The sequence below is a fragment of the Streptomyces sp. a15 genome (genome assembly GCF_059026085.1).
The window spans coordinates 312403-337283 of sequence record NZ_JBWLKM010000001.1 but is presented as its reverse complement, the minus strand read 5'-3'; the positions used below and the strand labels follow the sequence as shown (position 1 = coordinate 337283).

Here is a 24881-nt window from a genome sequence, read left to right as displayed (position 1 = left end):
GTGGGCGTGGGATGCCGGTGGTGTGTGAGCCGAGTGGCCCGAGTGACCGAGCTGACAGATATGGGAGGACCGCAATGGCTGCGCAGACGCAGAGGGCCGTACTGGCGGGCGGATGTTTCTGGGGGATGGAGGAGCTGATCCGCCGGCTTCCGGGCGTGACGGCGACCCGGGTGGGATACACCGGGGGTGACGTGCCGAACGCGACGTACCGTAACCACGGCACGCACGCGGAGGCCATCGAGATCCTCTTCGACCCCGAGAAGACCGACTACCGCGCGCTCCTGGAGTTCTTCTTCCAGATCCACGACCCGAGCACCAAGAACCGCCAGGGCAACGACATCGGCCTCAGCTACCGCTCGGCGATCTACTACGTGGACGACGAGCAGAAGCGGATCGCCGAGGACACGATCGCGGACGTGGACGCCTCTGGCCTGTGGCCGGGCAAGGTCGTCACCGAGGTGGAGCCGGTGGGCCCCTTCTGGGAGGCCGAGCCCGAGCACCAGGACTACCTGCAGCGTTACCCGAACGGCTACACCTGCCACTTCCCGCGCCCGGGATGGCGGCTGCCCGCCCGCACTGAGGGCTGACTGGCTGACCGCGACGCGGCCAGGAGAGATCCGTCACCGTGCGTCGCGCAGCTGAAGAAGGTACGCCGCAGTCAGCGCAACGGCACGGTCCCGGTCCTGCGACAGCTCCACGAGGGCACATGAAGCCGTAGTCCCCGGGATGTCCGCCAGCGCCTGGGTCAGCCGTACGCGTGCAGGCGCGTCAGTGGTGTGTTGGGCGAGGCGGTCGACGAGCCCGGTGGCGATCTGGTCGGCCGTCGCGGTGTCGCTCGACAGCATGCTCAGCGCATCGGCCGCATCGGTGTCGTTCTGTCCCGCCACGATCATGTCGATGAGTGCAGGGACCGTATCGGTGACTCCACGTGTCCCGAGCGCCAGAGCCGCATGGCCGCGGACCACGGCATCGGGGTGCGCGAGGGCGTCCCGCAGGCGGGCCGTGGCCTCATCACCGGGCATCTCCGCGAGGGACCGAACGGCACGCTCCCGCACCGCGGCCACCGGTGAGCCGAGGCCCTCCGCCAACAGTGGCGTGCCGCCGTCGCCCGATCGCGCCAGCGCCCACCGCAGGGCTCCGGCGACGTTCGGCTCCGACTCCCTGAGTACCGCCTCGACCAGGGCCTCCACCGGCACCGGAACCTCGCCGACCGAGGAAAGGGCCGCGCGCTGGCGCGCGGCAGCGCTCTTCGACCCCAGCGCCTGGAGGAAGGCGACGGCCTGGAGGACGTCCTCCCAGCCGGCGGGTTCCGCGGCATCGATCCGGCGGAGCCGCGTGAGCAGCTCCGTCTCGGCCGCGATGCGTTCGCGCGTCTGACGGATGAGGTCGTCGACGAGCGCCGAGGGCGTGAAGCCGGGATCGTCGAGCGCGCGTCCGATCTCACGCAGCGACAGTCCCAGCGACCTCAGGCTCTCGATGTGGAAGATCCGCCGGATGTCCTCGCCGGAGTACTCCCGATAGCCGGAGCCCGTACGACCCGAAGGCCGCATCAGGCCGAGCGACTCGTAATGCCTGAGCATGCGGGCGCTGACACCGGACCGTCGCGCCACCTCACCGATCAACACTGCCTATCGTCCCTCCTGGCCGGAACCGCCGAGGGCCACGACGCGCTTCGCCTCCTCGATGGCGAACTCGAATCCGGCATCCGGGTCGCGCAGCAGCCGTTCCGTGGCGAGCGCGTGCGTGCGCACGCGCCGGTCAGGGGCCGTCGTCGCAGCCCGCAGAGCCGGCAGAACGACCTCACCCAGCGCGACCATCGCCCGACTGAGACTCAGCTGCGTTTCCCGCTCACCGCGCCCGAGCTGCGTCGCCAGCACCGCGGCCAACCCGGACTCCTCGCCTTCCGGCACGAGCACGACCGCGGCCCGCCAGGCGCTCCGCGCCACCTCGTCGTCGGCATCGGACAGGAGCCCCCGTGTGATCGCCGGCCACGCACGCCGGTCCCCGATCTTGGACAGCGTGTGCAGCGCCTGGCTCCGTGCCTGCGCACGCTCCGAGCGGACTTCGCGGAGCATCGCGGGGAGCGTCAGGAACACCGGATGGCGGGTGAGCGCCCAGGTCAGCATGTCGCGGACGAAGAACTCGGGCTCGATCGCGCATCGCTCGACGATCTTGTCGACGAAGCGCGGATCCGGCGTCGTGCCGACCGCCAGAGCCGCCCGCAGTCGCACGGACGAACAGCCGTCCTCCAGGCCCCGGAGCGCTCGTATCGCATTCGCGTCCTGTCTCGTCATGGCCATCGAGACCACCTCCTCGGCAAGCAGTGAAGGCCTTGTCACCGTGTCAAGGTCAAAGGCTCACCGGGAGACGCGGACCTCCAGCGCGGCTTCGCCCGAGTGCATGGTCAGAGACCGGACGGGTGGCTGGAGAGCCAGTCGGTGTGCCGGCCGCGCAGTCGGTCTCGCTCCTCGGGCGTGGCGAGGATGACGTCTGCGCCTCCGTCGTAGGGATGGTGGATGCGCCGGAGTTCCGTGTCGGTGATGAACACTCCGGCGAGTGCCTCGTCCGCGACGGCGCGCAGCAGTTCATCGATGCAGCCGCGGTCCCACGGGCGCCGGTCGGCGTACAGGCGCGTGTGGGTGTGGAACTCCGGGTCGGGGTCGTTCTGCTCGGACTCGGTCCACCAGTGGATGCCGTTCGGGTGCAGCTTCTCTCGTGGTGTCGGGTAGCCGGCGGGCCCGGTCGGTGTGTCCGACCAGTCCATGGTCACCACGAACACGTCGGTGCCCGCGAACAGTTCGTCGAGCACCGTGTTGTACCGGTCCAGCAGGATCGCGTACTCGTCCTCGGACTCCGGGTAGCGCTTCGAGCCGGGGAGGCTGTGGAAGCGGACCCAGCGGTCCGCGTACGTACTGCGGAACGTGTGGGCGACGGGCGGTCCCGACGGCCGCCGTTCCCGCCACAGCCTCGCCGACAGCGCGGGGGTGACCCCAGTGCTCACCCGTCGGCCTTCGCCACACCGATCGGGCAGGACACGCCCGTCCCGCCGATCCCGCAGTACCCCGCCGGGTTCTTGTCGAGGTACTGCTGGTGGTACCCCTCCGCCGGATAGAAGGTGCGCCCCTGCACCGGCAGGATCTCCGTCGTGATCGTGCCGTAGCCCGAGCCCGTCATGACCTGCTGGTAGGACTCGCGGGAGGCCTCGGCGGCAGCCGTCTGCTCAGGGGTGTGGGTGTAGATCGCGGAGCGGTACTGGGTGCCGACGTCGTTGCCCTGGCGGAAGCCCTGGGTGGGGTCGTGGGACTCCCAGAAGGTCTTCAGGAGGCGCTCGTAGGAGATCAGCGCGGGGTCGTGGACCACTCGGACGGCCTCGGTGTGGCCGGTGAGGCCTGAGCAGACCTCCTCGTAGGTCGGGTGCTCGGTGTGGCCGCCCTGGTAGCCGACGAGGGTCGTCCAGACGCGGGCCGGGAGCTGCCAGAACGTGCGCTCGGCGCCCCAGAAGCAGCCGAGGCCGAAGTCGGCGATCTGGTAGCCCTCGGGGTAGGGGCCGAGCAGCGGGGTGCCGAGGACCGTGTGGCGGTCGGGGACCGAGAACATCGGCTCCGGACGGCCCTGGAGCGCCTGGTCGGGGTTGGGCAGGACCGGCGTACGGCCGAACAGCATGGCGCGGGCTCCTTCATCCGTCGATGTGCGGGGCGGCGGGCGGCGGGCGGCGGGGCGGCACCGGAGCAACGGTTCCGTGCCGCCCCGGATTCCTGCCGGTGCGTGCCCGCCGTCAGTGCGGCAGCGTCGCCGGGCTGCCTCCGTTCGCCTCGTAGCCCGCCACCGCCAGCGCCCGGTAGACCGCGAACTCCGCGGCCGGGTCGGGGGACAGGGTCCAGGGGAGGGCGCCGACATGGCCGTCGATGTGCACGAGCTGGCTCATCGCCTCCGCCCAGCGCTCGGCGCGGACCAGGAAGAAGACCAGCAGATGGCGGACGTGCGCCAGCATCGGGTCGTCGGCGCGGGCCGAGTGCACGGCGTGCAGTGCTCCGTGTATCGCCTTGGTGACGACCTCGCTGTGGTAGAAGCCGCTGACCAGGTTCACCTCGGGGAGGTGCTCGAAGACCGCGAACAGGGGCATGGCCGCGAGGAGGGAGCCCCGGGGGGCCCGCGCCGCCGCCGCTTCCGCGAAGCCGTACGCCTGCTCGCGCGAGCCGTGCCACTTCTCGCACCAGTAGTGCAGGGCCGCCAGATGCGCGCCCATGTGGTTCGGGGCGCGGTCCAGGATCTTCAGCCAGAGCTGCTCGAACTCCGGCTGGGAGTACGCCAGTCCGCGCGCCACCGAGAGCTCGACGATGTACGGGATCGGGTCACCCGGGGCCAGCAGGGCCGCGTCGCCGACCGCCGCCTTCGCCTCCTCCATGATGATCCGGAACTCGTCCGTGCCCGGCGTCGACGTCCGCCACGCCTGCTGGACCAGGAACTCCGCGTGCACCGCCGCGCCGCCCGCGTCCTTGGGTGCCTCGGCCCGCCACACCCGCAGCCACTGCCCGCCCGGCGTCTCGCTCACCCCGCCGGGCCGCTGCCGCAGCTCCAGCGAGGCGGCGCCCGCGAAGGCCTGCACGCGCTGCCAGCGCAGTTCGCCCTCGGCCTCCGTGCCGGCGAGGAGCTGGGCCGCCGCCCGGTGGTCCTGGGTGCGCTGCACGAGATCCAGGACATCCACCAGGTCCTGGTCGGGACCGGGCATCCGCACGTCCAGCTCCTCCTGCTGTGCGAAGCCGTAGTTCGCCGGGTCCGCGGCGTCCGGGTGGCCCGGCGGGACCTGCTCGATCATGCCGCGCCTGCGCCGCAGGAAGGGGAGCAGCACGAAGCCGAGCAGGACCAGCGCCATCAGGAGCCAGAGAATTTCCATGCCTCAAGGGTTCCAGACGCCGCCGACAATTGGCCAACGCGGTCGGCGCCCTGTGGAAAACTCCCGCCGACGGCCTGTGGAAAACACCTGCGGCCCCCTCCACGGCCCCTCCGCCGCCTCCCTCTGCCGTCCCCGCCGGCCCCCCGCCGACCTCGGCGTCCGGCACCTTCCCCGCGAGCGCACTACGCTCGGTGCCCATGAGCGACAGGCACATCAGTCAGCACTTCGAGACCCTCGCGATCCACGCGGGCAACACCGCGGATCCCCTCACCGGCGCGGTCGTCCCGCCGATCTACCAGGTCTCGACCTACAAGCAGGACGGCGTCGGCGGCCTGCGCGGCGGCTACGAGTACAGCCGCAGCGCCAACCCGACCAGGACGGCCCTTGAGGAGAACCTCGCGGCCCTGGAGGGCGGCCGCCGCGGCCTCGCGTTCGCGTCCGGACTGGCGGCCGAGGACTGCCTGTTGCGTACGCTGCTCAGCCCCGGCGACCACGTGGTCATCCCGAACGACGCGTACGGCGGCACGTTCCGTCTCTTCGCGAAGGTCGTCTCCCGGTGGGGTGTGGAATGGTCGGTCGCCGACACCGGCGACGCGTCCGCGGTACGGGCCGCCATCACCCCGAAGACCAAGGCGGTGTGGGTGGAGACCCCCTCCAACCCGCTGCTCGGCATCACCGACATCGCCGCCGTCGCGCAGGTCGCCCGGGACGCGGGCGCGCGGCTCGTCGTCGACAACACCTTCGCCACGCCGTACCTGCAGCAGCCGCTGTCGCTCGGCGCGGATGTCGTGGTGCACTCGCTGACCAAGTACATGGGCGGCCACTCGGACGTCGTCGGCGGCGCCCTGATCGTCGGCGACCCGGAGCTGGGCGAGGAGCTGGCGTACCACCAGAACGCCATGGGCGCGGTCGCCGGGCCCTTCGACTCGTGGCTGGTGCTGCGCGGCACGAAGACGCTGTCGGTGCGCATGGACCGGCACAGCGAGAACGCCACCAAGGTCGCCGACATGCTGACCCGGCACGCGCGCGTGACGAACGTCCTGTACCCGGGTCTGCCCGAGCACCCCGGTCACGAGGTCGCCGCCAAGCAGATGCGGGCGTTCGGCGGCATGATCTCGTTCCAGGTCGCGGGCGGCGAGGAGGCGGCCGTCGAGGTCTGCAACCGCGCCCAGGTGTTCACGCTCGGCGAGTCCCTGGGCGGCGTCGAGTCGCTCATCGAGCACCCCGGACGCATGACGCACGCCTCCACGGCCGGATCCCTCCTGGAGGTGCCCGCCGACCTCGTACGCCTGTCCGTGGGAATCGAGAACGTCGAGGACCTCCTGGAGGACCTCCAGCACGCGCTCGGCTAGTCCTTCGGCCCGCGCGCGTGTCTGCCGCTCTCACCAGTCCGTGAGGGGTGGAGTCGTCTCCGACGGCGGCTCCACCCAGGGCTGGACCAGCAGCGCCCACACGACGAACGCGACGGTCACGGTGGCGAGCAGCAGCCACAGCAGACGCCGGGCGGCCCTTCTGCGGCGCAGCATGCGTCCGCCGCGCCGCACGGCCTCCGCGTACAGCCCGGGCGGCACGGGCGGCACGGACCGCTCCATGATCCGCCGCACGGCGGCCTCCCGCTCGGGCCGGTTCACACCCGCCCCCGGCTCATGACGGTGCTCATGACGGCGCCACCCTCGGCCCCGCCACCGCTGGTGCCGGGCCCCGTGGCGGATGCAGCAGGGTCGCCGTCGCCCGGTCGCAGAGGGTGCGGACGCGTTCCAGGGGGAGGCCGAGGAGGGCCGCCGCCTGCTCCTCGGCGACACCTTCGTACAACCTGAGGACGAGGATCAGACGTTCCTGAGGGGTGAGCCGGGCCAGGGCGCCGGCCGGTTGCCGACGCGCCCGGACCAGGCCGCCGTACTGGTGCCACGCCCCGCGCGCGAAGCGGGTGGCCAGGTACTGGCGCGTCCGGTCGTACGGGTCCTCGCCGCGCAGCCGGTCCCAGGACGCGTACGTGTGCGCCAGGGCCAGCGTCAGCAGGCGTCGCGCGCGCGGGTTGTCGTGCGGCTCCTCCGCCGTGAGGAGCGTGGCGGCGTGCAGCAGCCGCCCGGCCGCGCCCGCGACGAACGCCTCGAACTCCCGGGCCCGACGGGCGCCCTGGGCCACTTGCCGTTGCCGCACCGCGCCTCCCGCCTGAGGGCGATCCTGAGGGACGGGTCCGGTCGCACACGGAATGCGAAACGGTGTGCGACGGGGACCCGGTCTCATATGAGGCCAGGCGCGGCCCGTAGGTCAAGAGCCGCGCACAGCCGAGAGCAGCGCGCCGGTGAGCGTCGAGCCGGTGAGCGTCGAGCCGTCGATCAGGAGGCCGACGGCCCGTCCGGTACTTCCTGGGTCGCCATCCGGGCGGAGAGGGCGGTGTTGAAGCGCGTGAGGAGCGTGCAGAACGCCTCGCGCTCCTCGGGCGCCCAGTCGTGTGTCAGCTCGGCCATCAACTGACGCCGCGACGAGCGCACTTCCTCAAGACGCGACAGCCCGCGCGGGGACAACTGGAGCACCACCGCCCGCCCGTCCTCGGGGTGCGAGGTCCGCTTGACGAGGCCGGTGTCGACGAGCGGAGCCACCTGCCGGGTGACCGTCGACGAGTCGATCCCCATGCTCGCGGCGAGCGCCTTGACGCCCATCGGGCCTTCCTTGTCGAGCCGGTTGAGCAGCAGGTACGCGGCGCGGTCCATGGAGTTGCGCACCTGCCCCACCCCGCCGAGCCGGGTCTGTTCGGCACGTCGGGCGAACACCGCCACCTCGTGCTGCAGCGTGTCGAGGAGACCGCTGTCACCGACGGTCGTCATGTCCATCGACATTTCAGGTGTTGTGGGCATGGCCGGGGGCTCACTTCGTGAAGGGGGTGCTGGATTGGGGGACAGGGTACGCGGCCCGGAGGCGGGCCGTACCGGGGCTGCGCAAACCAGTCTCGGAGGTTGGTCACAGCGGCGGTCCGCGCGTGTGAACTGCGAGACTTGAGTCATGAACTACCGTGAGGCCCCCTCCGTGCCGCCGGTGACGCTCGACGACGTGCGCGGTGCCCAGAAGATGCTCTCGGGCGTGGCGCGGGTGACCGCGATGGAGGGCAGCCGCCACCTGACCCAGCTGGTCGGCGCGCCGGTCCACTTCAAGTGCGAGAACCTTCAGCGGACCGGATCGTTCAAGCTGCGCGGCGCGTACGTCCGTATCGCCGGACTGCTGCCCGAGGAGCGGGCCGCCGGTGTCGTCGCCGCGAGCGCGGGCAACCACGCCCAGGGCGTGGCGCTGGCGTCGTCGCTGCTCGGTGTGCGGTCCACGGTGTTCATGCCGAAGGGTGCCCCGCTGCCGAAGATCAGTGCCACGAAGGAGTACGGCGCCGAGGTGCGCCTGCACGGGCACGTGGTCGACGAGACGCTGGCCGCCGCGCAGGAGTACGCGGAGGCGACCGGCGCGGTGTTCATTCACCCGTTCGACCACCCTGACATTATCGCCGGTCAGGGCACGGTCGGCCTGGAGATCCTGGAGCAGTGCCCCGAGGTGCGCACGATCGTCGTGGGCATCGGCGGGGGCGGGCTCGCGGCCGGCGTCGCGGTCGCGGTGAAGACACTGCGGCCGGACGTGCGGATCGTGGGCGTGCAGGCGGCGGGCGCTGCCGCGTATCCGCCCTCGCTGGCGGCCGGGCGGCCGGTGGCGATCGAGAATCCGGCGACGATGGCCGACGGCATCAAGGTCGGGCGGCCCGGCGACGTGCCCTTCGGGATCATCGGCGAGCTGGTGGACGAGGTGCGCACGGTGACGGAGGACGAGCTGTCCACCGGTCTGCTGCTGTGCCTGGAGCGGGCCAAGCTGGTCGTCGAACCGGCCGGGGCGAGCCCGGTCGCCGCGCTGCTGAGCGACCCCGGTTCCTTCGAGGGGCCGGTCGTGGCGCTGCTGTCCGGCGGCAACGTCGACCCGCTGCTGATGCAGCGCGTGCTGACCCACGGCCTGGCCGCGCAGGGCCGCTACCTGGCCGTACGCCTGCGGCTGACGGACCGCCCGGGCGCTCTTGCGACGCTTCTCGGCGTGTTGTCAGTGGTGGACGCTAACGTCCTCGATGTGGGCCACGTCCGGACCGATCCACGGCTCGGGCTCACGGAGGCGGAGGTCGAGCTGCACCTGGAGACGAAGGGGCCGGCGCACTGCGTCGAGGTCGGCCAGGCCCTGCGCGACGCGGGCTACACGGTCATCGGCTGAGGTCAGGCGCCTCTTTGTCACCCGATCTCACCCGATCGGGTAAGTCCATTGAGAGACGCGATACATCGCGTTATGGTGTGTCTCGTGCCACCCGTACCCAGACTTTCAGAAGATTCCCCAACGACGTGGAGATTTATATGCCAGGCGCCATCTATGCCGAAGGCCTGGTCAAAACCTTCGGTGACGTAAGGGCTCTGGACGGCGTCGACCTCGATGTCCCCGAGGGCACCGTGCTGGGCCTGCTCGGGCCGAACGGCGCGGGCAAGACGACCACCGTCCGCTGTCTGACGACCCTGCTGCGCCCCGACAGCGGCAAGGCCGTCGTCGCCGGCCTCGACGTGCTGAAGCAGCCCAACGAGGTGCGGCGCTCGATCGGCCTGTCCGGCCAGTTCGCCGCGGTCGACGAATACCTGACCGGCCGCGAGAACATCCAGATGGTCGGCCAGCTCTACCAGATGAAGGCCAAGGCCGCGAAGGCCCGGGCCGAGGAACTGCTCGAGCAGTTCAACCTCGCGGACGCCGCCGACCGCCCCGCGAAGACCTACTCGGGCGGCATGCGCCGACGGCTCGACCTCGCCGCGGCGCTCGTCGTGTCCCCGCCCGTGATGTTCATGGACGAGCCGACGACCGGCCTCGACCCGCGCAACCGCCAGCAGCTGTGGGAGGTCATCAAACAGCTGGTCTTGGGCGGTACGACCCTGCTGCTGACCACCCAGTACCTCGAAGAGGCCGACCACCTCGCCCACGACATCGCCGTCGTCGACCACGGCCGGGTCATCGCCCGCGGCACCTCCGACCAGCTCAAGGCCCGCACCGGCGGCGAGCGCGTCGAGGTCGTCGTGCACGAGCGGGAGCACATCCCGACCGCCCGGGAGGTGCTGGCCGGCTTCGGCAAGGGCGAGACCACCGTCGAGGAACACACCCGCAAGCTCACCGTGCCCGTCACCGGCGGCGCGAAGCTCCTCGCCGAGGTCATCCGGGAACTGGACGTCCGAGGCATCGAGATAGACGACATCGGCCTGCGCCGCCCGACCCTGGACGACGTCTTCCTCTCCCTGACGGGCCATGTGGCCGAGGTCAAGGACGAGGAGAACGGCGCGAACGGCGCGGCCGCCAAGGCCGCCAAGGACGCCAAGGACCGCCGGCAGAAGAAGGAGACCACCAAGTGAGTGCCGTCACCGACGCCGTGCGGATCACGGCGCCCGCCAACCCCGTCACCCAGTCGATCCGCGACTCGCTGGTCGTCGCCAAACGCAATCTGATCCGGATGTCCCGCATCCCGGAGATGGTCATCTTCGGACTCATCCAGCCGATCATGTTCGTGGTGCTGTTCAGCTACGTCTTCGGCGGATCGATGAACATCGGCGGCACCACCGACCCCGGCGTCTACCGCGAGTTCCTGATGGCGGGCATCTTCGCGCAGACGGTCACGTTCGCCACCGCGGGTGCCGGCGCGGGCATCGCCGACGACATGCACAAGGGGCTCATCGACCGGTTCCGCTCGCTGCCCATGGCGCGGGGCGCGGTCCTGACCGGTCGGACGCTCGCCGACCTGGTGCAGACCGCGCTCACCCTGTTCGTGCTGGCCGTGGTCGCCCTGCTGGTCGGCTGGCGCACCCACACCAGTTTCGGCGAGGTGCTGGGCGCCTTCGGCCTGCTGCTGCTGACCGGGTACGCCTTCACCTGGATCGGTGCGGTGATCGGCCTGTCCGTGCGCACACCGGAAGCGGCCACTTCGGGCGGACTGATCTGGCTCTTCCCGGTGACGTTCGTCTCGAACGCGTTCGTGGACTCCGCCCAGATGACGCCCTGGCTGCGGCACGTCGCCGACTGGAACCCGTTCAGCGCCACCGTCCAGGCCTGCCGCGAGCTCTTCGGGAATCCCGGGGTCTCGACCTCGGACGCCTGGCCGATGCAGCACCCCGTGTGGGCCTCGCTGATCTACTCGATCCTGATCATCGCCATATTCAGGACTCTGGCGGTGCGGAAGTACCGCTCCGCGACGGCCTGAGGCAACGTGTCGATGGTCGATGCCTGAGACGCCATGACGACACCCCCGGCGTCAGCAGACGCCGGGGGTTCGCCAAGGACGTGCAAGGACGTGCAAGGACGTGCGGGAGCGGGGTCAGCCGCTGTAGGGCTCGGCCTTGAGGATCGTCACCGAGGCCTTCTTGCCGTTCGGCAGCTCGTACTGCGCGTCCTCGCCGACCTTGTGGCCGATCACGCCGGAGCCCAGCGGGGACTGCGGGGAGTACGTCTCCACGTCGGCGCTCGCGTACTCGCGCGAGGCCAGCAGGAAGGTCATCGTGTCGTCCTCGTCGCCGTCGAAGGCGATCGTCACGACCATGCCGGGCGCCACCGCACCGTCGGCGGAGACCGGGGCCTCGCCGACCTTGGCATTGTCCAGGAGCTGGGTCAGCTGGCGCACCCGGAGCTCCTGCTTGCCCTGCTCCTCCTTGGCCGCGTGGTACCCGCCGTTCTCGCGCAGGTCGCCCTCCTCGCGCGCGGCCGCGATCTTGGCGGCGATCTCCGTGCGCGCAGGACCAGACAGGTACTCCAGCTCGGCCTTGAGCTGGTTGTACGCCTCCTGGGTCAGCCAGGTGACGTTCTCGCTGGTCTGGGTCACAGGTGCTCCTCGTAGGTACTGGGAATACAAAGCATCGCCCTACCCAGAAGGATGTTCCTCCATGGAAGGGCGAAACCACGAGCCTAACAATTCAGCGACGGAAGGGGGAGGACATAAGCCATCAGAATTACGTCGACGCAGGTCAGCGGCAATGTATTCGGGCTGAGGTCAGTCAGCGTGGCAGCCGAGCAGCTCCGCCGTCGTGCCCGGCGACGTCGTGCGCAGGGTGAGGACCTTGTCGATGCGGGTGGCGTTCCCGTCGAAGCGGAAGTCGGCGCGGCCCACCTCGGCGCCGTCCTCCGCCTGGGAGCGCAGGGTGCAGTAGCCGCTCGCACCGGAGTCCTTGCGGACCTCCAGATGCACCTGCACCGCGTCCTTCCCGGGCTCGAACGTGATCACCTCGGCGCTGATCTTGTTCTGGCCGACGTAGTGGTACGCGAAGTAGCCGACGAGGGCGAGGAGCAGAGCGGCGAGAACAGCACCGGCGATCTTGAGCCGGTGGTCGGCGCGCTCGTCCGAGGAGCGGCCGTAGCGGCCCTCGGGCAGTCGCGTGCTCGCCGTACTCATGATCGTCCTCTCGCCCCGGAATTATTGGCCCTCCAGTTCGGTCACTATAGAAGCGCCGATCGCACCCGCTCACACCGGGCGCCGACATTACGAGGATTGAGTCTTGACTGACCAGCTGCGACTGATGGCCGTCCACGCCCACCCCGACGACGAGTCGAGCAAGGGCGCGGCCACCATGGCGAAGTACGTGTCCGAGGGGGTGGACGTGCTGGTCGTGACCTGCACGGGCGGGGAGCGCGGCTCCATCCTCAACCCGAAGCTCCTGGGCGACAAGTACATCGAGGAGCACATCCACGAGGTGCGCAAGAAGGAGATGGACGAGGCCCGCGAGATCCTCGGCGTGGGGCAGGAGTGGCTCGGTTTCGTCGACTCCGGCCTGCCCGAGGGCGACCCGCTGCCGCCGCTGCCCGAGGGCTGCTTCGCCCTGGAGGACGTCGACACCGCGGCCGGCGAGCTGGTGAAGAAGATCCGCTCCTTCCGTCCGCAGGTCATCACGACGTACGACGAGAACGGCGGCTACCCGCACCCCGACCACATCATGACCCACAAGATCTCGATGGTGGCGTTCGAGGGCGCGGCGGACACCGAGAAGTACCCGGAGGCGGAGTTCGGCCCGGCCTACCAGCCGCTGAAGCTGTACTACAACCAGGGCTTCAACCGCCCGCGCACCGAGGCGCTGCACCAGGCCATGCTGGACCGCGGCCTGGAGTCCCCGTACGGGGACTGGCTCAAGCGCTGGGACGAGTTCCAGCGCGAGGAGCGGACCCTGACCACGCATGTCCCGTGCGCCGACTTCTACGAGATCCGCGACAAGGCCCTGATCGCGCACGCCACGCAGATCGACCCCGACGGCGGCTGGTTCCGCGTCCCGATGGACGTCCAGAAGAAGGTCTGGCCGACGGAGGAGTACGAGCTCGCGAAGTCCCTCGTCGATACCTCCCTCCCCGAGGACGACCTCTTTGCGGGCATCCGCGACAATGCCTGATATGAGCGCAAGCGCAAGCCTGGCAATGACGCACCTCGCGACCCTCGCCAAGGAGGTCGACGAGGACAAGGTCACCCCCGGCGTCCTCGGCTTCATCGTCTTCGCGGCGATGGCCCTGGCCGTGTGGGCCCTGATGAAGTCGATGAGCCGCCACATGGGCAAGGTCGACTTCAAGGAGACCTCGGACCCGAAGGCGGAGCCCGCGGACGGCTCGGCCTCCGCCTCCGCCTCGGCCGAGCCCGGGGCGAAGCAGGGCTGACGGTCCGCCCACCGGTTTCCGTCCCTCACCGGCAGTGGTCGGCCAGGGACAGCAGCAGGTGGGCGGACTCCGCCCGCAGATGGTCCGAGTGGGCACCCGCCGGACCGCGCCCGCGTACGAAGACTTCGCTCGCGTCGACGCTCACGAAGCGGTGGTCGAGGGCGGCGAGCGGGTACGGCTCGTGCGGCGGCAGCATCCGGATCGCGGAGACCGGGGCGGGGGCGGTGCCGATACCGGCGTACCCGATGCCCGCCCGTTTCTCCGCCCGCAGATGCCAGAAGCCGGTGGCCCGGTCGTGCTGCGAGTACGTCGCGACGACCGGCCCGCGCAGTGGCGCCTCGCCGAGAGCCGTGAAGGTGGCGGCGAAGGCGTCGCGGGGCGCCGCCATCTGCAACAGCAGCATCGAGTCGACGGTGAAGGGCCGGCCGGGCGGCTTCGGCGTACTCCACCCAAGGGTGCGCGGCTGCTCGCCCGCCGCCCACTGCACCGCCTCGCACAGCAGTCGGCAGCCGAAGGAGTGGCCCACCAGGTGCAGGTACTGACCGGTCCGGGTGCGCAGGACCGGCGCCGGATCGCCGCGGCGGGCGTCCAGAAGGCCGAGCAGCTGACCGATGACGCGGGCCGCGTGGCCCCGCGTGGACATGGCGTGCGCCCGCTCGCGGATCCGCCGGTAGCCCGCGAGCGAGGGGAGCGACCGGGAGGGCCAGCGCACCAGCACCGGCCACGGGGCGAACCGTCGTACGCCCGACGACAGCCCGGGATACAGCGTCTGCCGTTCGGCCAGCTGCCGTTCGACCAGAGTGAGCAGAGTGCGCAGCGCCGCGACGGAGGACTCCGGCGAGGTCTGCCACCCGTGCACGTACACGACGATGTCCGTCGCCCAGGGCGGCGGAGTCAGATGCTCCGCGAAGTGGGCGTCCAGGCGGGCGGCCGGGACGGGGACCGGGCCGTGCGGGGTGGCCCGCGTGAGCCAGCCGTCCTGGTTCAGGTCCACGGCCCGCACGGCGTCCGGGTCGGTCATGTCTTTCGGCCCGGATACGCGATGCCGGCCGGTCATGTCGTCCGGCTCGGTCACGCGATGCCGGCCGGTCATGTCGTCCGGCTCGGTCACGCGATGCCGGCCCGCCATGTCGTCCGGTCCCGTCACGTCCTCCGGCCCGGTCATGTGATCCCGGCCCGTCGCATCGTCCCGGCCCGTCACGTCACCCGCTCCAGCCTGCGGTCCATGCCGCAGTGCAGTGCGTAGGTGAAACCCAGGGGGTTGCGGAACGTGTCCGCGAAGTACCGCGCCAGGCCGTGCGCGATCTCGCCCGCTGTCAGGGTGCCGGGCAGATAGCGGGTGACGAAGGCGTACGCGTACTCGGCGGCGAACATCTGCGGGATCTCGATCTGGGGCCCGAGCACCCCGCCCGCCCCGGCCCGGATCAGTGCCCCGCCGAGGTGGGTGAGATCGGCGGAACCGGGCAGCCCGGCGTAGCAGGCGTTGAGGAGTACCACGGGCCGGTACGGGAACAGGGGGCCCAAGGCCGCCGCTCGCCGTGCCAGCAGGGTGTGCGCGTCGATGTCCCGGTGGTCGCTCAGCTGCACGACGAACAGGGGTGACCCGGACTCGTCGGGCGAGCGGAAGTGGCCGTGGCACCAGAAGTACATCAACTGCTCGTCCAGCCGGTCCGACTTGAGGGCCGTGAGGAGTTCATGGCGCCGGGTGCGTTCGATGCGGACGGTGCCGTCGGCGAGGGCGGCGGCGACCTCGGCCGCCCGGGTCCGGCCCTCGGGGTCGATGCCCTTGTCATGGTTGAGGCTGACCACCGGGACCGGGGGCGGCAGCGCCGACTCCTCCTCGTCGGGGAAGGCGGGGTGCCGGCCGCCGGTCTGCTCGATCTGGTGCCGATAGCCGAGGAAGCGGGCGAGGAGCCCCTCGGGGCCGTCCTTGCCCGGGGGATCCTGCTGCTCGGCGGGCAGACACAGCATCGGCCAGGGCAGGAACAGGTTGGAGTCCACCCGGATCCGCAGCGGCCCGGGTCCGGCCAGCGCGTCGAGCACCACCTTGCGCAGCCGCTCGGCCCCCGGCCCGCCCGCTCCGAGGAGCTCCTCGCACAGCAGGTAGCTGCCCTGCTCGACGAGTTCGTCGAGGATGTCGCGCAGTTCCTCCTCGGGCTCGGCGGTGAGGTCCGGGCGGACCGCGTACGGCAGGCGCGGACGGCCGGGCAGGGGTACACCACGGTCGTCGACGGGTTCGTACGCCACCAGCTCCCGCTTCCACAGTGCGCGCAGCCGGGCCGCCGAGGCACGCAGGGCGGCGGGCGCGACCTCCAGCTTCGCCGTGTACTCGGCGAACGCGGCGGGCACCGCACCGCCGTACACCCGGGCCCGCACGTGGTCGTCCGCGTAGGCGTCCAGGACCAGCACCAGGTCAGGGTGGCGGACGCTGGGGGCCGGCCGGCGGGTGAAGCCCTGGCTGGGGTCCTGCATGATGCGGACCGGCAGGTCACGGGCCACGGTCACCTCCCGCGCAGCGGCTCGGTCAGCGGCGGAGCGGCCGACGGCACGCTGCCCCTGGTGTCGGTGACGTCGATCTCCGTCTCGACCTCCTGGAGCACGGTGCCCGTGTCGTGGTGCTCCACGACGAAGCGGATGCGGTGCCGGCCCGGCCTCCTCGGCGTGAACCGGAACTCGGCGCCCGCGTCCGGGTCGTCGGCGGCGGACGGCCGGATGGTGACGGCGTGCTCGGGCTGGACGTCGGCGGAGGTGAGCGGGACCGCCCGGGCCGACAGCCACGGCAGCGCGGGCCCGGCGGCCCCGGCCCAGGGATGGTGCACGCCCGGGACCAGGCGCAGGGCGATGCGTGCCGCGTCGTCCGCGACCGGGGCGTCGTCGAGCAGAGTGAGGCGGATGCGGGACTCGGTGGTCGGGAAGCGGGCGAGGCCGTCGTGGCGGGGCTCGGGGATGGTGTGGCGGGCGGCGCGGGGGATGCGGAACCGGCCGTGTTCCTCCGGCCATTCGATGCCGGCGAGCAGCTGCGGCGCATAGCGGCGCGAGAGCTCCCACAGCACACCGCGGGGAGGGGGCTCGCCGTCGAGGACCGCCTGGGCGAGGTCGGTCCAGGCTTTGCCCGCCTCGTCGCCGAGGGACTCGAAGAGGGCGCGGGCGCGGGCCAGGGCGTGCCGGCTCGGGCCGTGCTCGGGCTGCCGGATGCCCAGTTCCAGGGCGCTCCAGGCCTGGCCGTGCGGGCAGCCGGTGTCGCCGAAGGCCTTGGCGGCGGCCTCGAGATACGTCCGGCGGTCCTCGCGGATCCCCAGGCAGTGGGTGTGCCAGGCCCCGCCGACGGGATCCACCGCGTTGTCGAGCCGCTGGAGGGCGGCGAAAGGCGTGGGGCCGGGCCCCACGAAGGACCTCGCGTCGGGTCCCGCGTCGGGTCCCGCGGCGGGTTCTGTGTCGGGTCCCGCGGCGGGTTCTGTGTCGGATTCCGCGGCGGGTTCTGTGTCGGATTCCGCGACGGGTTCTGCGTCGGATCCCGCCTCGGGCCCCGTGTCGGGTCCCGCGGCGGGTTCTGTGTCGGGTCCCGCGACGGGTTCTGCGTCGGATCCCGCCTCGGGCCCCGTGTCGGGTTCCACGACGGGCCCCGTGTCGGGTCCCACGTCGGGTCCCGCGTCTGACCCCCCGAGGGGTCCCACGTCGGATCCCGAGACGGAACCCATGTCGGATCCCACGACGGACCTCGTGACGGATCCCACGACGGACCTTGTGATGGACCCCTCGACCGCCCCCGAAACGGACCCCTCGACCACCCCCACGGCGGACCCCTCGACCAACCCCATGGCGGACCCCGCGACCGCCCCCACGACGGTCCCCTCCGCCAGCATCGCGGCGTGCAGAGCGCGCCAGGCCACCGCCCAGCTACGGACCGGCGGTTGCCACAGCGCGCGCACGTCGGAGCTCTGCCAGTCGGCGACCGGCCGCCCGTTGGCCCGCGAGACGACGGACAGCCTGAGCAGTTCGACGTCCGCGCAGTCCCTCCCGTACGCGTCCTTGATGTCGAGGAACATCACGCGCGCGGCACTGAGCCGCTTGACCGCGTCCTCGAAGTCCCCGCGCAGCAGGCACCAGCGCCCGTACTCCAGTACGGCCCAGGCCTCGCCGCGCAGGTCCCCCGCGACCTGGTGCGCCTCGATCGCGCGCCGCAGCAGTGGCCCCACCCCGCGCAGATCCCCGCGGTCGCAGGCGACGGCGGCCTTGGTGTGCAGCACCCAGCCGTCGGCTCCGCGTCCGGCCGACAGACCGGCGAGGAGCCTTTCGGCCTCGTGCAGACGCCCCAGGTCGCGCTCCAGGAGGGCCAGTTGCAGCAGCTCGGACGGCGCCGGGACGTCGCGCGACAGCACGACCCGGGCCAGGCCCGGTTCCTCGCACCGCCGCAGGGCGAGGGCCGGCGCGGCCGCGAGGTCCGCGTCCGCTTCCGCGTCCTCGCCGGGCGTGTGCCGTACGCACTGGCGCAGCGCGAGCAGCTCGAAGACCTTTCCCCGGTGGGCCAGTTCTCCGGCCAGGTAGGCGCTGAAGCCGCGGGCCTCCGGGTCCTCGGTGGGCAGTACCCGGGTGAGCAGCAGGAGGTACGTCGTGGCGTGGTCGGCGACGAGGGCGGGGGAGCGCCGGGCCTCGCGCAGCAACGGCAGGGCCGCGGCGACCGCCCGGTCGGCGACCTGTTCGGGCGACCAGTGCCGGGTGACCTGCTCGGTGACCGCCCTGTGCAGCCGTACGCCCCTCTTGTCGCGTTCCAGCAGCCGCAGTTCCCGGAGCTCGGCCGTGGCGTTGCGCGCGCGGTGGCCGTCCGAGGAGTCCGCGCCCGGCAGAAGGTGCGCGACCAGCTCGTCCGGCAGCCACAGCCCGCCCGGGGCGGTCAACGCCGCCAGCGCGTCGCACAGTCGGGCCGCATCTCCGTGCAGCCGCGCCAGCGCCAGATCGACCAGGCGGGGGAGTGTGTCCGGGAGCTCGCCGACCTCGCCCCCGGTACCGGCCAGCGCCCCGCCGATGCGCAGCGCGAGCGGAGTGAGTGCGGGCCGGTCGAGGGTCGCGGGCCGCACCAGCCGGTCGCCCGCCGCTTCGCCGGTCGCGGCGGACGAGTACAAGTACCCGGACGCGTACAAGTACCCGGTCGTGTCACCGACCAGCCGCCGTGCCGCCGGCAGCGCGAGGTCCCCCAGCTCGTAGGTGTACGCGGCGGGCGGGATGCCCTCCTCCTCGGCGACGGCGAGCACCTGGCAGTCGGTGCCGTCGAGCACCGACTGCAGCGCGTCGAGGAGCGGGCCGCGCGCGCCGTCCACGACGAGCACGGGCCGGATCCGGTCGGCCAGTTCCCGCCGGCAGATCTCGATCACCGGTTCGAGCAGGCCGTCGGCCGGCGCGCCGATCGCGGCCGTCAGCCGTCCGGGCCGCGCGCCCAGGCTTTCGAGCAGCCGCAGCAGCGTCACCTCCGGCCGTTCCCGGAGGCCGATGTCCTCGACCCGGAACACCTGGGGCGAGCTCGACCCCCTGGGCGTCACGTGCCGTGCCAACGCGGACTTCCCGCTGCCGGGCGGCCCCGTGAGCACGACGATCCGGCGGGGCGCCAGTGCCTCGCGCAGCTCCCGCAGCTCTTCCTCGCGCCCCACGAACGGCACGCCGTCCAACCAGGACACCCCCTGTACAGCCGCAGACCCTACGACGCCCTACGCTCTCGACGGCACCGCCACCCCCATGACCTCCCGCGCATGCCTCCCCGGCACCATCCCCAACCGCCAGGCCTGCCAACCCGCTTCGAGGTTCACCCCGCGTTCCAGCAGCAGCTGGTACGCCTCGACGTAGTCGTCCAGCTTCTCGTCCCGGGCCGGATGTCCCGCCCGGGACAGCTGGGCCAGCTCCTCCTGCGCCACAGCGGTACCGACCTCCACGCCGCCCGGGGCGGCGTACGGCAGCAGCGTGCAGCGCAGGAAGCGCGCCCAGTCCTCGCCGCGGCGATCGCCGTACGACGTGAACAGCCCGATCGCCTCGTCGCACAACTCCAGCGCCTGGGGCGTACGGGCGTTGCCCGCGTCCACCACCGCGAGCTCCAGGCAGGTCCAGGCCTCCCCGTGGGCGACGCCGATGCGCCGGAAGTCGGCGCGGGCGTCCACCAGCAGTTGGCGGGCGAAGCCGGAGTTGCGCAACGACCCCGTCTGCGCGGCCCGTTGGTCGCGGGTCGCGCGTGCCGAGTGGTGCCGGGCGCAGGCCAGGCCGTAGACGTCCCGGATCCGGGAGAACATCGTGCGGGAGCGTTCCAGCTCGCGGACCGCCAGGGTCAGGTTGCCGGTCTCCTCCAGGGCCTGGCCGAGGTAGTACACCGTCCACGCCTCGCCGCGCGCGTCCTCGTTGTCACGGTGCCGCGACGCCGCCTGGCGCAGGCCGTCGACCGCCGCCGACGGGTCGCCGGCGATCAGGCGGGCGCGGGCCAACTGGGTCAGGGCCCAGGCCTCGCCGCGGGCGTCGCGGGTGCGGCCGTACAGGTCGAGGGCCGTGCGCAACTCCTCTTCGGCGCGCGGGACGTCGCCCATGCGCAGGCCCAGTTGGCCGAGCTGGAAGTGGGCCCAGGCCTCGCCGTGGACCGATTCGCCGGCGCGGTGCAGGAGGAGGGACTGGGTCAGCAGCTCCATCGCCTCGGACAGGTGGGCCCGGTCGCGTTCCACGGCCGCCAGCGCGTGCATCGTCCACGCGCGGTCCGTCGCCAGCTCGGGGGCGGCCTGGAGATCGAGGGCCTCCCTCAGCTTCGCCGCCGCCTCCGTCAGGTTGCCCTGGTGGTGGAGCGTGATGCCCAGCGAGCACAGGGCCCGGGCCGCGCCCGCGTCGTGGTGCGCCTCCATATAGAGGTCCACCACCGATGTCAGCGTCGTCCGTGCCTTGTCCAGCTCGCCCAGCTGCCGCGCCGCGATGCCCGTACGCCACTGCACCGAGCGGACGAGCAGGCCCTGGTCGACGGCCTGTGCCAGCTCGCTGATCTCGCCGAGGCGGTAGAGGTCGCCGCGCAGCAGGCAGTAGTCGCACAGGGCGCCGAGCAGGTTCAGTACGGCCGCCTGGTTCACGCCCTCCGCGTGCCGGAGCGCCGCCGTGATGAAGCTCGACTCGTCGTCGAGCCAGCGCAGCGCCTCGTCCAGGGAGTGGAAGCCGTGCGGGCTGAAGCGGTCCGAGCGGGTCGACATGTTGCCGTCGACCAGGCGCAGCACCGAGTCGGCGAGGTCGGCGTAGTTCACGATCAGGCGTTCCTGCGCCGCCGTACGCTCGGAGGGCTCCTCCTCGTCCAGGAGGCGGGCGTGGGCGAAGGCGCGGACCACGTCGTGCAGTCGGTAGCGGCTGCCGCGGACGTGGTCGATGAGGCCCGCCCGGGCCAGGGCGACCAGGTGGCGGGTCGCCTCCGTCTCGTCCGTGGCCAGCAGGGCGGCGGCCGCGGCGGCGCCGAGGGAGGCGCGGCCGGCCAGGGCGAGGCGGCGCAGCAGCCGGCGGGCGGTGTCCGACTGGTCGGTGTAGCGCAGCCAGAGCACTCTCTCGGCGGGCTCGACCGGGCCGTACGCGTCGAGGTCCGTGGCGAGCTGTCGGGGTGAGCGCGGGCCGAGCGAGGAGCCCGCGATGCGCAGCGCGAGCGGCAGGCCGCCGCACAGCCGGCCGATCCGGTCGGTGGATTCGGCGTCGTAGGGGCCGGCGGTCTCCTGTGCGGCCGCGCCCAGCAGCTCCTCCGATCCGGCCGGGCCCAGGGCCTCGACGGACAGCTCGTGCACCCAGGCGGCCACGTCGGCCGGCAGGTCGAGCAGGCCGCGGGCGGTGACCAGGACGAGGCTGTCGGAGCGCTCGGGAATGAGGGTGCGGACCTGCTCCGGGTCCGAGGCGTCGTCCAGGACGATCGTGACGGGCAGCCCGGTCAGATGCTGGTGGTACAGCTCGCTCAGCCGCTTGACCTGCTGGTCCGCGGAGGAACGCTCACGGAACAGGAGCTGCTCGCGGGGGGCGCCGAGGCGGTTGAGGAGGTGCAGCAGCGCGTCGCGGGTGGACAGGGGCTGCTCCTCCGGGGTGTAGCCGCGCAGGTCGACCACGCACGCGCCGCGGAAGTAGTCCCTCAGGTCGTGGGCGGCGCGCACCGCGAGTGTCGTACGACCGCTGCCGGGCGCCCCGTGCAGGACGACGACCGTCGGCCGGGTCTCGGTGCTCGCGCGGGCCGCCTGCACCCACTGCCGGATCCGCGCCATCTCCTGCCGGCGGCCCGCGAACGGGCCCACCGGCTCGGGCAGTTGACCGAACGACTGCTCCAGCACGTTCCGGCCCCGGGCCGCCGCGCTCTTGTCCCTGCCCTTCAGCCGCGGACCCGTCTGCTTCGGTCCGGTCGAGGCGTTCCGTACCCGCTGCTGGTCGAGGTAGGGGCGGATGCCGCGCACCTCCAGAGCCGTCAGCCACTGCAGCCGCAGCTGCTCCGGGCCGCCGGGCTGGCCGAGCGCGCCCGCGCGGTGGTGGGCGGCGGGCAGATGCGAGCCGGCCACCTTCACGACCGTCGCCGCGGCGCCCACCACTCCCACGGTCACCCCGGCGCCGAGCGCCGTACCCGCGCCGGTGCCGAGCGCCAGGTCGGCGACGGTGGCCGCGACCGCCGCGACGCCCGCCACCAGCAGCGGAGTACCGCCGCCCTCGCGCGCGTACCGCTGCCCGAACGTGAGCTGACCGGCCTCCGCCTCCTCCAGGGCGCGCCGGTACGCCTCGTACTCCTCCGCGGCGGTCTGCGCCATCGAGTCCAGCGCCCCGCGCGCCCGCGACAGCAGCACGGTCCCGTCGGTACGCCCGCCCGACCGCCGTACCTCTTCCTCCACGGCCCGCGTCAGCAACCGCTCGGCCTCCGCGCGATGACTGTCCCGCATGTCACGTCCCCCTCCGGCGGCAACGGCTCTTTCTCAGTGCTTCCTTGGTGGTCCTTGATGGTTCCTTGGTCAAGTGTGCTGCGGACGGCGCATTGGTGCGAGGGGGCGGTGGGTCCGGAAAACTCAAGGTCACTGTCCGGGAGACGCCTGCCGCGTGACAGGCGGGGTACTGCGGCAGGATGGACCCCATGCCGAACCGACTGGCCCATGAGACGTCCCCCTACCTCCTCCAGCACGCCGAGAACCCCGTCGACTGGTGGCCGTGGTCGGCTGAGGCCTTCGAGGAGGCGCGCAAGCGGGGCGTGCCCGTGCTGCTGAGCGTCGGGTACAGCAGCTGTCACTGGTGTCACGTCATGGCGCACGAGTCCTTCGAGGACCAGGAGACCGCCGACTACCTCAACGCCCACTTCGTCAGCGTCAAGGTCGACCGCGAGGAACGCCCCGACGTGGACGCCGTCTACATGGAGGCCGTCCAGGCCGCCACCGGGCAGGGCGGCTGGCCCATGACGGTGTTCCTGACGCCGGACGCCGAGCCCTTCTACTTCGGCACCTACTTCCCGCCCGCCCCGCGCCACGGCATGCCGTCCTTCCGGCAGGTGCTGGAGGGCGTCCGCAGCGCCTGGACCGACCGGCGGGAGGAGGTCGCCGACGTCGCCGGGAAGATCGTGCGTGACCTGGCGGGGCGGGAGATCTCCTACGGCGACAGCCAGGCGCCCGGCGAGGAGCAGCTGGCCGCGGCCCTTCTCGGGCTCACCCGGGAGTACGATCCGCAGCGCGGCGGGTTCGGCGGGGCGCCCAAGTTCCCGCCGTCGATGGTGGTCGAGTTCCTGCTGCGCCACCACGCGCGGACCGGCGCGGAGGGCGCCCTCCAGATGGCGCAGGACACCTGTGAGCGCATGGCCCGCGGCGGGATCTACGACCAGCTCGGCGGCGGGTTCGCCCGGTACTCCGTCGACCGCGACTGGATCGTGCCGCACTTCGAGAAGATGCTGTACGACAACGCGCTGCTGTGCCGCGTCTACGCCCACCTGTGGCGGGCGACCGGCTCCGAGCTGGCCCGCCGGGTCGCCCTGGAGACCGCCGACTTCATGGTGCGGGAACTGCGCACGAACGAGGGCGGGTTCTCCTCCGCGCTCGACGCCGACAGCGACGACGGGACCGGAAAGCACGTCGAGGGCGCCTACTACGTGTGGACGCCCGAGCAACTCCGCGAGGCGCTCGGGGACGAGGACGCCGAGCTCGCCGCCCAGTACTTCGGCGTCACCGAGGAGGGCACGTTCGAGCACGGCTCGTCCGTCCTGCAACTCCCGCAGCAGGACGTGTTCTTCGACGCCGAGCGCATCGCCTCCGTCCGAGAGCGGCTGCTGCACAAGCGGAGTGAGCGTTCCGCGCCCGGCCGTGACGACAAGGTCGTCGCCGCCTGGAACGGGCTGGCGATCGCCGCGCTCGCCGAGACCGGCGCCTACTTCGACCGTCCCGACCTGGTCGAGGCCGCGCTGGGCGCCGCCGACCTCCTCGTACGGCTGCACCTGGACGACCATGCCCGCCTCGCCCGCACCAGCAAGGACGGCCAGGTCGGCGCCAACGCCGGGGTGCTGGAGGACTACGCCGATGTGGCGGAGGGCTTCCTCGCGCTGGCCTCCGTGACCGGCGAGGGCGTGTGGCTCGACTTCGCCGGGTTCCTCCTCGACCACGTCCTCACGCGGTTCGCCGACGACTCCGGCAGCCTCTACGACACCGCCGCCGACGCCGAGAAGCTGATCCGCCGGCCGCAGGACCCCACCGACAACGCCGCCCCCTCCGGCTGGAGCGCCGCCGCCGGCGCCCTGTTGAGCTACGCGGCCCAGACCGGCGCCGAACCCCATCGCACCGCCGCCGAGAAGGCGCTCGGCGTCGTCAAGGCCCTCGGCCCGCGCGTCCCCCGCTTCATCGGCTGGGGGCTCGCCGTCGCCGAGGCGCTGCTCGACGGGCCGCGCGAGGTGGCGGTCGTGGGTCCGAGCCTGGACGACGAGGGCACAAGGACCCTGCACCGTACGGCTCTTCTCGGCACCGCCCCCGGTGCGGTCGTCGCCGTCGGCACCCCCGACAGTGACGAACTGCCCCTCCTCGCCGACCGTCCCCTGAGTAACGGTGAACCAACCGCGTACGTCTGCCGTAACTTCACTTGTGACGCTCCGACGACCGATCCCGATCGGTTGCGCACGGCGCTGAGCGGCTGAAACGGAAGAGGAGTACACCCTTCCGTAGCTGAGATGCGCCCACGTGTTCGGATAAGTCCCAGAAGTCACATCACTGTTACGAAACACGCTATTTATCAGAAGAGTTCCCACACTTCACAGTTCCCCCTTAATCTCTGCACAGTGACGCGACGGGGGTGACTCACCGTCGCGACAGGGGGTTTGGGGCCTGGGGGGTCT

General features: G+C 71.9%; 22 protein-coding genes. 8 read left to right on the top strand and 14 right to left on the bottom strand.

Going from position 1 to position 24881, the window contains the following annotated elements:
- Window positions 1–74 precede the first annotated feature (74 nt).
- Window positions 75–587, top strand: coding sequence for a peptide-methionine (S)-S-oxide reductase MsrA (gene msrA, locus AC5P09_RS01590; protein WP_493872052.1), 513 nt, complete (start codon window positions 75–77; stop codon window positions 585–587).
- Window positions 588–620: 33 nt separating this feature from the next.
- On the opposite strand, the gene AC5P09_RS01585 is transcribed toward msrA (AC5P09_RS01590), so the two are convergent.
- The 5 genes from AC5P09_RS01585 to AC5P09_RS01565 form a co-directional block, all read right to left on the bottom strand.
- Window positions 621–1625 (bottom strand): MerR family transcriptional regulator, encoded by a 1005-nt coding sequence (locus AC5P09_RS01585; RefSeq protein ID WP_493872051.1) that lies wholly within the window; start codon window positions 1623–1625, stop codon window positions 621–623.
- A gap of 3 nt (window positions 1626–1628) precedes the next feature.
- Window positions 1629–2300, bottom strand: coding sequence for a HEAT repeat domain-containing protein (locus tag AC5P09_RS01580; RefSeq protein ID WP_493872050.1), 672 nt, complete (start codon window positions 2298–2300; stop codon window positions 1629–1631).
- 104 nt (window positions 2301–2404) lie between these two features.
- A complete protein-coding gene (locus AC5P09_RS01575; RefSeq protein WP_493872049.1) occupies window positions 2405–3001 on the bottom strand; it encodes a DUF3885 domain-containing protein in 597 nt (198 codons plus the stop codon).
- On the bottom strand, window positions 2998–3663 hold the full coding sequence (msrA, locus tag AC5P09_RS01570; protein ID WP_493872048.1) for a peptide-methionine (S)-S-oxide reductase MsrA: 666 nt from the start codon (window positions 3661–3663) through the stop codon (window positions 2998–3000). Before msrA (AC5P09_RS01570) ends, AC5P09_RS01575 begins: the two co-directional genes overlap by 4 nt.
- A 112-nt stretch (window positions 3664–3775) precedes the next feature.
- Window positions 3776–4894, bottom strand: a complete 1119-nt coding sequence (locus AC5P09_RS01565) for a hypothetical protein (RefSeq protein ID WP_493872047.1) — start codon at window positions 4892–4894, stop codon at window positions 3776–3778.
- A gap of 197 nt (window positions 4895–5091) precedes the next feature.
- Between AC5P09_RS01565 and AC5P09_RS01560 the strand changes: the two genes are divergently transcribed.
- Window positions 5092–6246, top strand: a complete 1155-nt coding sequence (locus AC5P09_RS01560) for a cystathionine gamma-synthase (RefSeq protein ID WP_493872046.1) — start codon at window positions 5092–5094, stop codon at window positions 6244–6246.
- 30 nt (window positions 6247–6276) lie between these two features.
- Here the strand turns inward: AC5P09_RS01560 and AC5P09_RS01555 are convergent, their stop codons facing one another.
- The 3 genes from AC5P09_RS01555 to AC5P09_RS01545 all read right to left on the bottom strand — a co-directional run bounded on the left by AC5P09_RS01555 (window position 6277) and on the right by AC5P09_RS01545 (window position 7734).
- Entirely contained in the window at window positions 6277–6525 is a 249-nt protein-coding gene (locus tag AC5P09_RS01555; RefSeq protein WP_493872045.1) for a hypothetical protein, read from the bottom strand.
- A gap of 25 nt (window positions 6526–6550) precedes the next feature.
- Window positions 6551–7054: a sigma factor-like helix-turn-helix DNA-binding protein gene (locus AC5P09_RS01550; RefSeq protein WP_266434417.1), complete on the bottom strand. Its 504-nt coding sequence runs from the start codon at window positions 7052–7054 to the stop codon at window positions 6551–6553.
- 179 nt (window positions 7055–7233) lie between these two features.
- Entirely contained in the window at window positions 7234–7734 is a 501-nt protein-coding gene (locus AC5P09_RS01545) for a MarR family winged helix-turn-helix transcriptional regulator (RefSeq protein WP_266448123.1), read from the bottom strand.
- Between the two features lie 163 nt (window positions 7735–7897).
- On the opposite strand from AC5P09_RS01545, the gene ilvA reads away from it, so the two are divergent.
- From ilvA to AC5P09_RS01530, 3 genes are all read left to right on the top strand, one after another.
- Window positions 7898–9127 carry a threonine ammonia-lyase gene (gene ilvA / locus AC5P09_RS01540; protein WP_493872044.1) on the top strand — a complete coding sequence of 410 codons (1230 nt, stop codon included), beginning with the start codon at window positions 7898–7900 and terminating at the stop codon, window positions 9125–9127.
- Window positions 9128–9264: 137 nt separating this feature from the next.
- The gene (locus AC5P09_RS01535) at window positions 9265–10296 is read left to right on the top strand and encodes an ATP-binding cassette domain-containing protein (protein WP_493872043.1); all 1032 of its coding nucleotides are present in this window, start codon (window positions 9265–9267) and stop codon (window positions 10294–10296) included.
- Complete coding sequence (locus tag AC5P09_RS01530; protein ID WP_493872042.1) at window positions 10293–11138, top strand: ABC transporter permease; 846 nt, start codon at window positions 10293–10295, stop codon at window positions 11136–11138. The genes AC5P09_RS01535 and AC5P09_RS01530 overlap by 4 nt, the downstream gene beginning before the upstream one ends.
- 114 nt (window positions 11139–11252) lie before the next feature.
- Here the strand turns inward: AC5P09_RS01530 and greA are convergent, their stop codons facing one another.
- Together greA and AC5P09_RS01520 are read right to left on the bottom strand one after the other, a co-directional pair.
- Window positions 11253–11753 (bottom strand): transcription elongation factor GreA, encoded by a 501-nt coding sequence (gene greA / locus AC5P09_RS01525; RefSeq protein ID WP_266434409.1) that lies wholly within the window; start codon window positions 11751–11753, stop codon window positions 11253–11255.
- Window positions 11754–11921: 168 nt separating this feature from the next.
- Window positions 11922–12320 carry a DUF4307 domain-containing protein gene (locus AC5P09_RS01520; RefSeq protein WP_493872041.1) on the bottom strand — a complete coding sequence of 133 codons (399 nt, stop codon included), beginning with the start codon at window positions 12318–12320 and terminating at the stop codon, window positions 11922–11924.
- A 103-nt stretch (window positions 12321–12423) separates the two neighbouring features.
- Here AC5P09_RS01520 and mca point away from each other — a divergent pair, with 103 nt between their 5' ends.
- Both mca and AC5P09_RS01510 read left to right on the top strand, forming a co-directional pair.
- Window positions 12424–13305, top strand: coding sequence for a mycothiol conjugate amidase Mca (gene mca, locus AC5P09_RS01515; protein WP_493872040.1), 882 nt, complete (start codon window positions 12424–12426; stop codon window positions 13303–13305).
- Complete coding sequence (locus AC5P09_RS01510) at window positions 13298–13564, top strand: hypothetical protein (protein WP_345560446.1); 267 nt, start codon at window positions 13298–13300, stop codon at window positions 13562–13564. The genes mca and AC5P09_RS01510 overlap by 8 nt, the downstream gene beginning before the upstream one ends.
- 25 nt (window positions 13565–13589) lie before the next feature.
- Here the strand turns inward: AC5P09_RS01510 and AC5P09_RS01505 are convergent, their stop codons facing one another.
- Genes AC5P09_RS01505 through AC5P09_RS01490 form a run of 4 tightly spaced genes read right to left on the bottom strand, consistent with a single transcriptional unit; the run spans window position 13590 to window position 22464 of the window.
- Window positions 13590–14729, bottom strand: a complete 1140-nt coding sequence (locus AC5P09_RS01505; protein ID WP_493872039.1) for a hypothetical protein — start codon at window positions 14727–14729, stop codon at window positions 13590–13592.
- Window positions 14730–14761: 32 nt separating this feature from the next.
- Window positions 14762–16063, bottom strand: coding sequence for a CHAT domain-containing protein (locus tag AC5P09_RS01500; RefSeq protein WP_493872038.1), 1302 nt, complete (start codon window positions 16061–16063; stop codon window positions 14762–14764).
- A 2-nt stretch (window positions 16064–16065) separates the two neighbouring features.
- Complete coding sequence (locus AC5P09_RS01495) at window positions 16066–19215, bottom strand: AAA family ATPase (RefSeq protein WP_493872296.1); 3150 nt, start codon at window positions 19213–19215, stop codon at window positions 16066–16068.
- A gap of 48 nt (window positions 19216–19263) precedes the next feature.
- Complete coding sequence (locus AC5P09_RS01490; RefSeq protein WP_493872037.1) at window positions 19264–22464, bottom strand: tetratricopeptide repeat protein; 3201 nt, start codon at window positions 22462–22464, stop codon at window positions 19264–19266.
- Window positions 22465–22652: 188 nt separating this feature from the next.
- Here AC5P09_RS01490 and AC5P09_RS01485 point away from each other — a divergent pair, with 188 nt between their 5' ends.
- Window positions 22653–24683 (top strand): thioredoxin domain-containing protein, encoded by a 2031-nt coding sequence (locus tag AC5P09_RS01485; RefSeq protein ID WP_493872036.1) that lies wholly within the window; start codon window positions 22653–22655, stop codon window positions 24681–24683.
- Window positions 24684–24881 lie beyond the last annotated feature (198 nt).

Coding starts and splice junctions, on each gene's coding strand:
- AC5P09_RS01545 (WP_266448123.1), bottom strand. CDS start 7,734: ATGTCGATGGACATGACGACCGTCGGTGACAGCGGTCTCCTCGACACG.
- AC5P09_RS01510 (WP_345560446.1), top strand. CDS start 13,298: ATGCCTGATATGAGCGCAAGCGCAAGCCTGGCAATGACGCACCTCGCG.
- AC5P09_RS01535 (WP_493872043.1), top strand. CDS start 9,265: ATGCCAGGCGCCATCTATGCCGAAGGCCTGGTCAAAACCTTCGGTGAC.
- AC5P09_RS01505 (WP_493872039.1), bottom strand. CDS start 14,729: ATGACCGGGCCGGAGGACGTGACGGGACCGGACGACATGGCGGGCCGG.
- AC5P09_RS01485 (WP_493872036.1), top strand. CDS start 22,653: ATGCCGAACCGACTGGCCCATGAGACGTCCCCCTACCTCCTCCAGCAC.
- msrA (WP_493872052.1), top strand. CDS start 75: ATGGCTGCGCAGACGCAGAGGGCCGTACTGGCGGGCGGATGTTTCTGG.
- AC5P09_RS01560 (WP_493872046.1), top strand. CDS start 5,092: ATGAGCGACAGGCACATCAGTCAGCACTTCGAGACCCTCGCGATCCAC.
- AC5P09_RS01565 (WP_493872047.1), bottom strand. CDS start 4,894: ATGGAAATTCTCTGGCTCCTGATGGCGCTGGTCCTGCTCGGCTTCGTG.
- AC5P09_RS01520 (WP_493872041.1), bottom strand. CDS start 12,320: ATGAGTACGGCGAGCACGCGACTGCCCGAGGGCCGCTACGGCCGCTCC.
- AC5P09_RS01490 (WP_493872037.1), bottom strand. CDS start 22,464: ATGCGGGACAGTCATCGCGCGGAGGCCGAGCGGTTGCTGACGCGGGCC.
- ilvA (WP_493872044.1), top strand. CDS start 7,898: ATGAACTACCGTGAGGCCCCCTCCGTGCCGCCGGTGACGCTCGACGAC.
- AC5P09_RS01580 (WP_493872050.1), bottom strand. CDS start 2,300: ATGGCCATGACGAGACAGGACGCGAATGCGATACGAGCGCTCCGGGGC.
- msrA (WP_493872048.1), bottom strand. CDS start 3,663: ATGCTGTTCGGCCGTACGCCGGTCCTGCCCAACCCCGACCAGGCGCTC.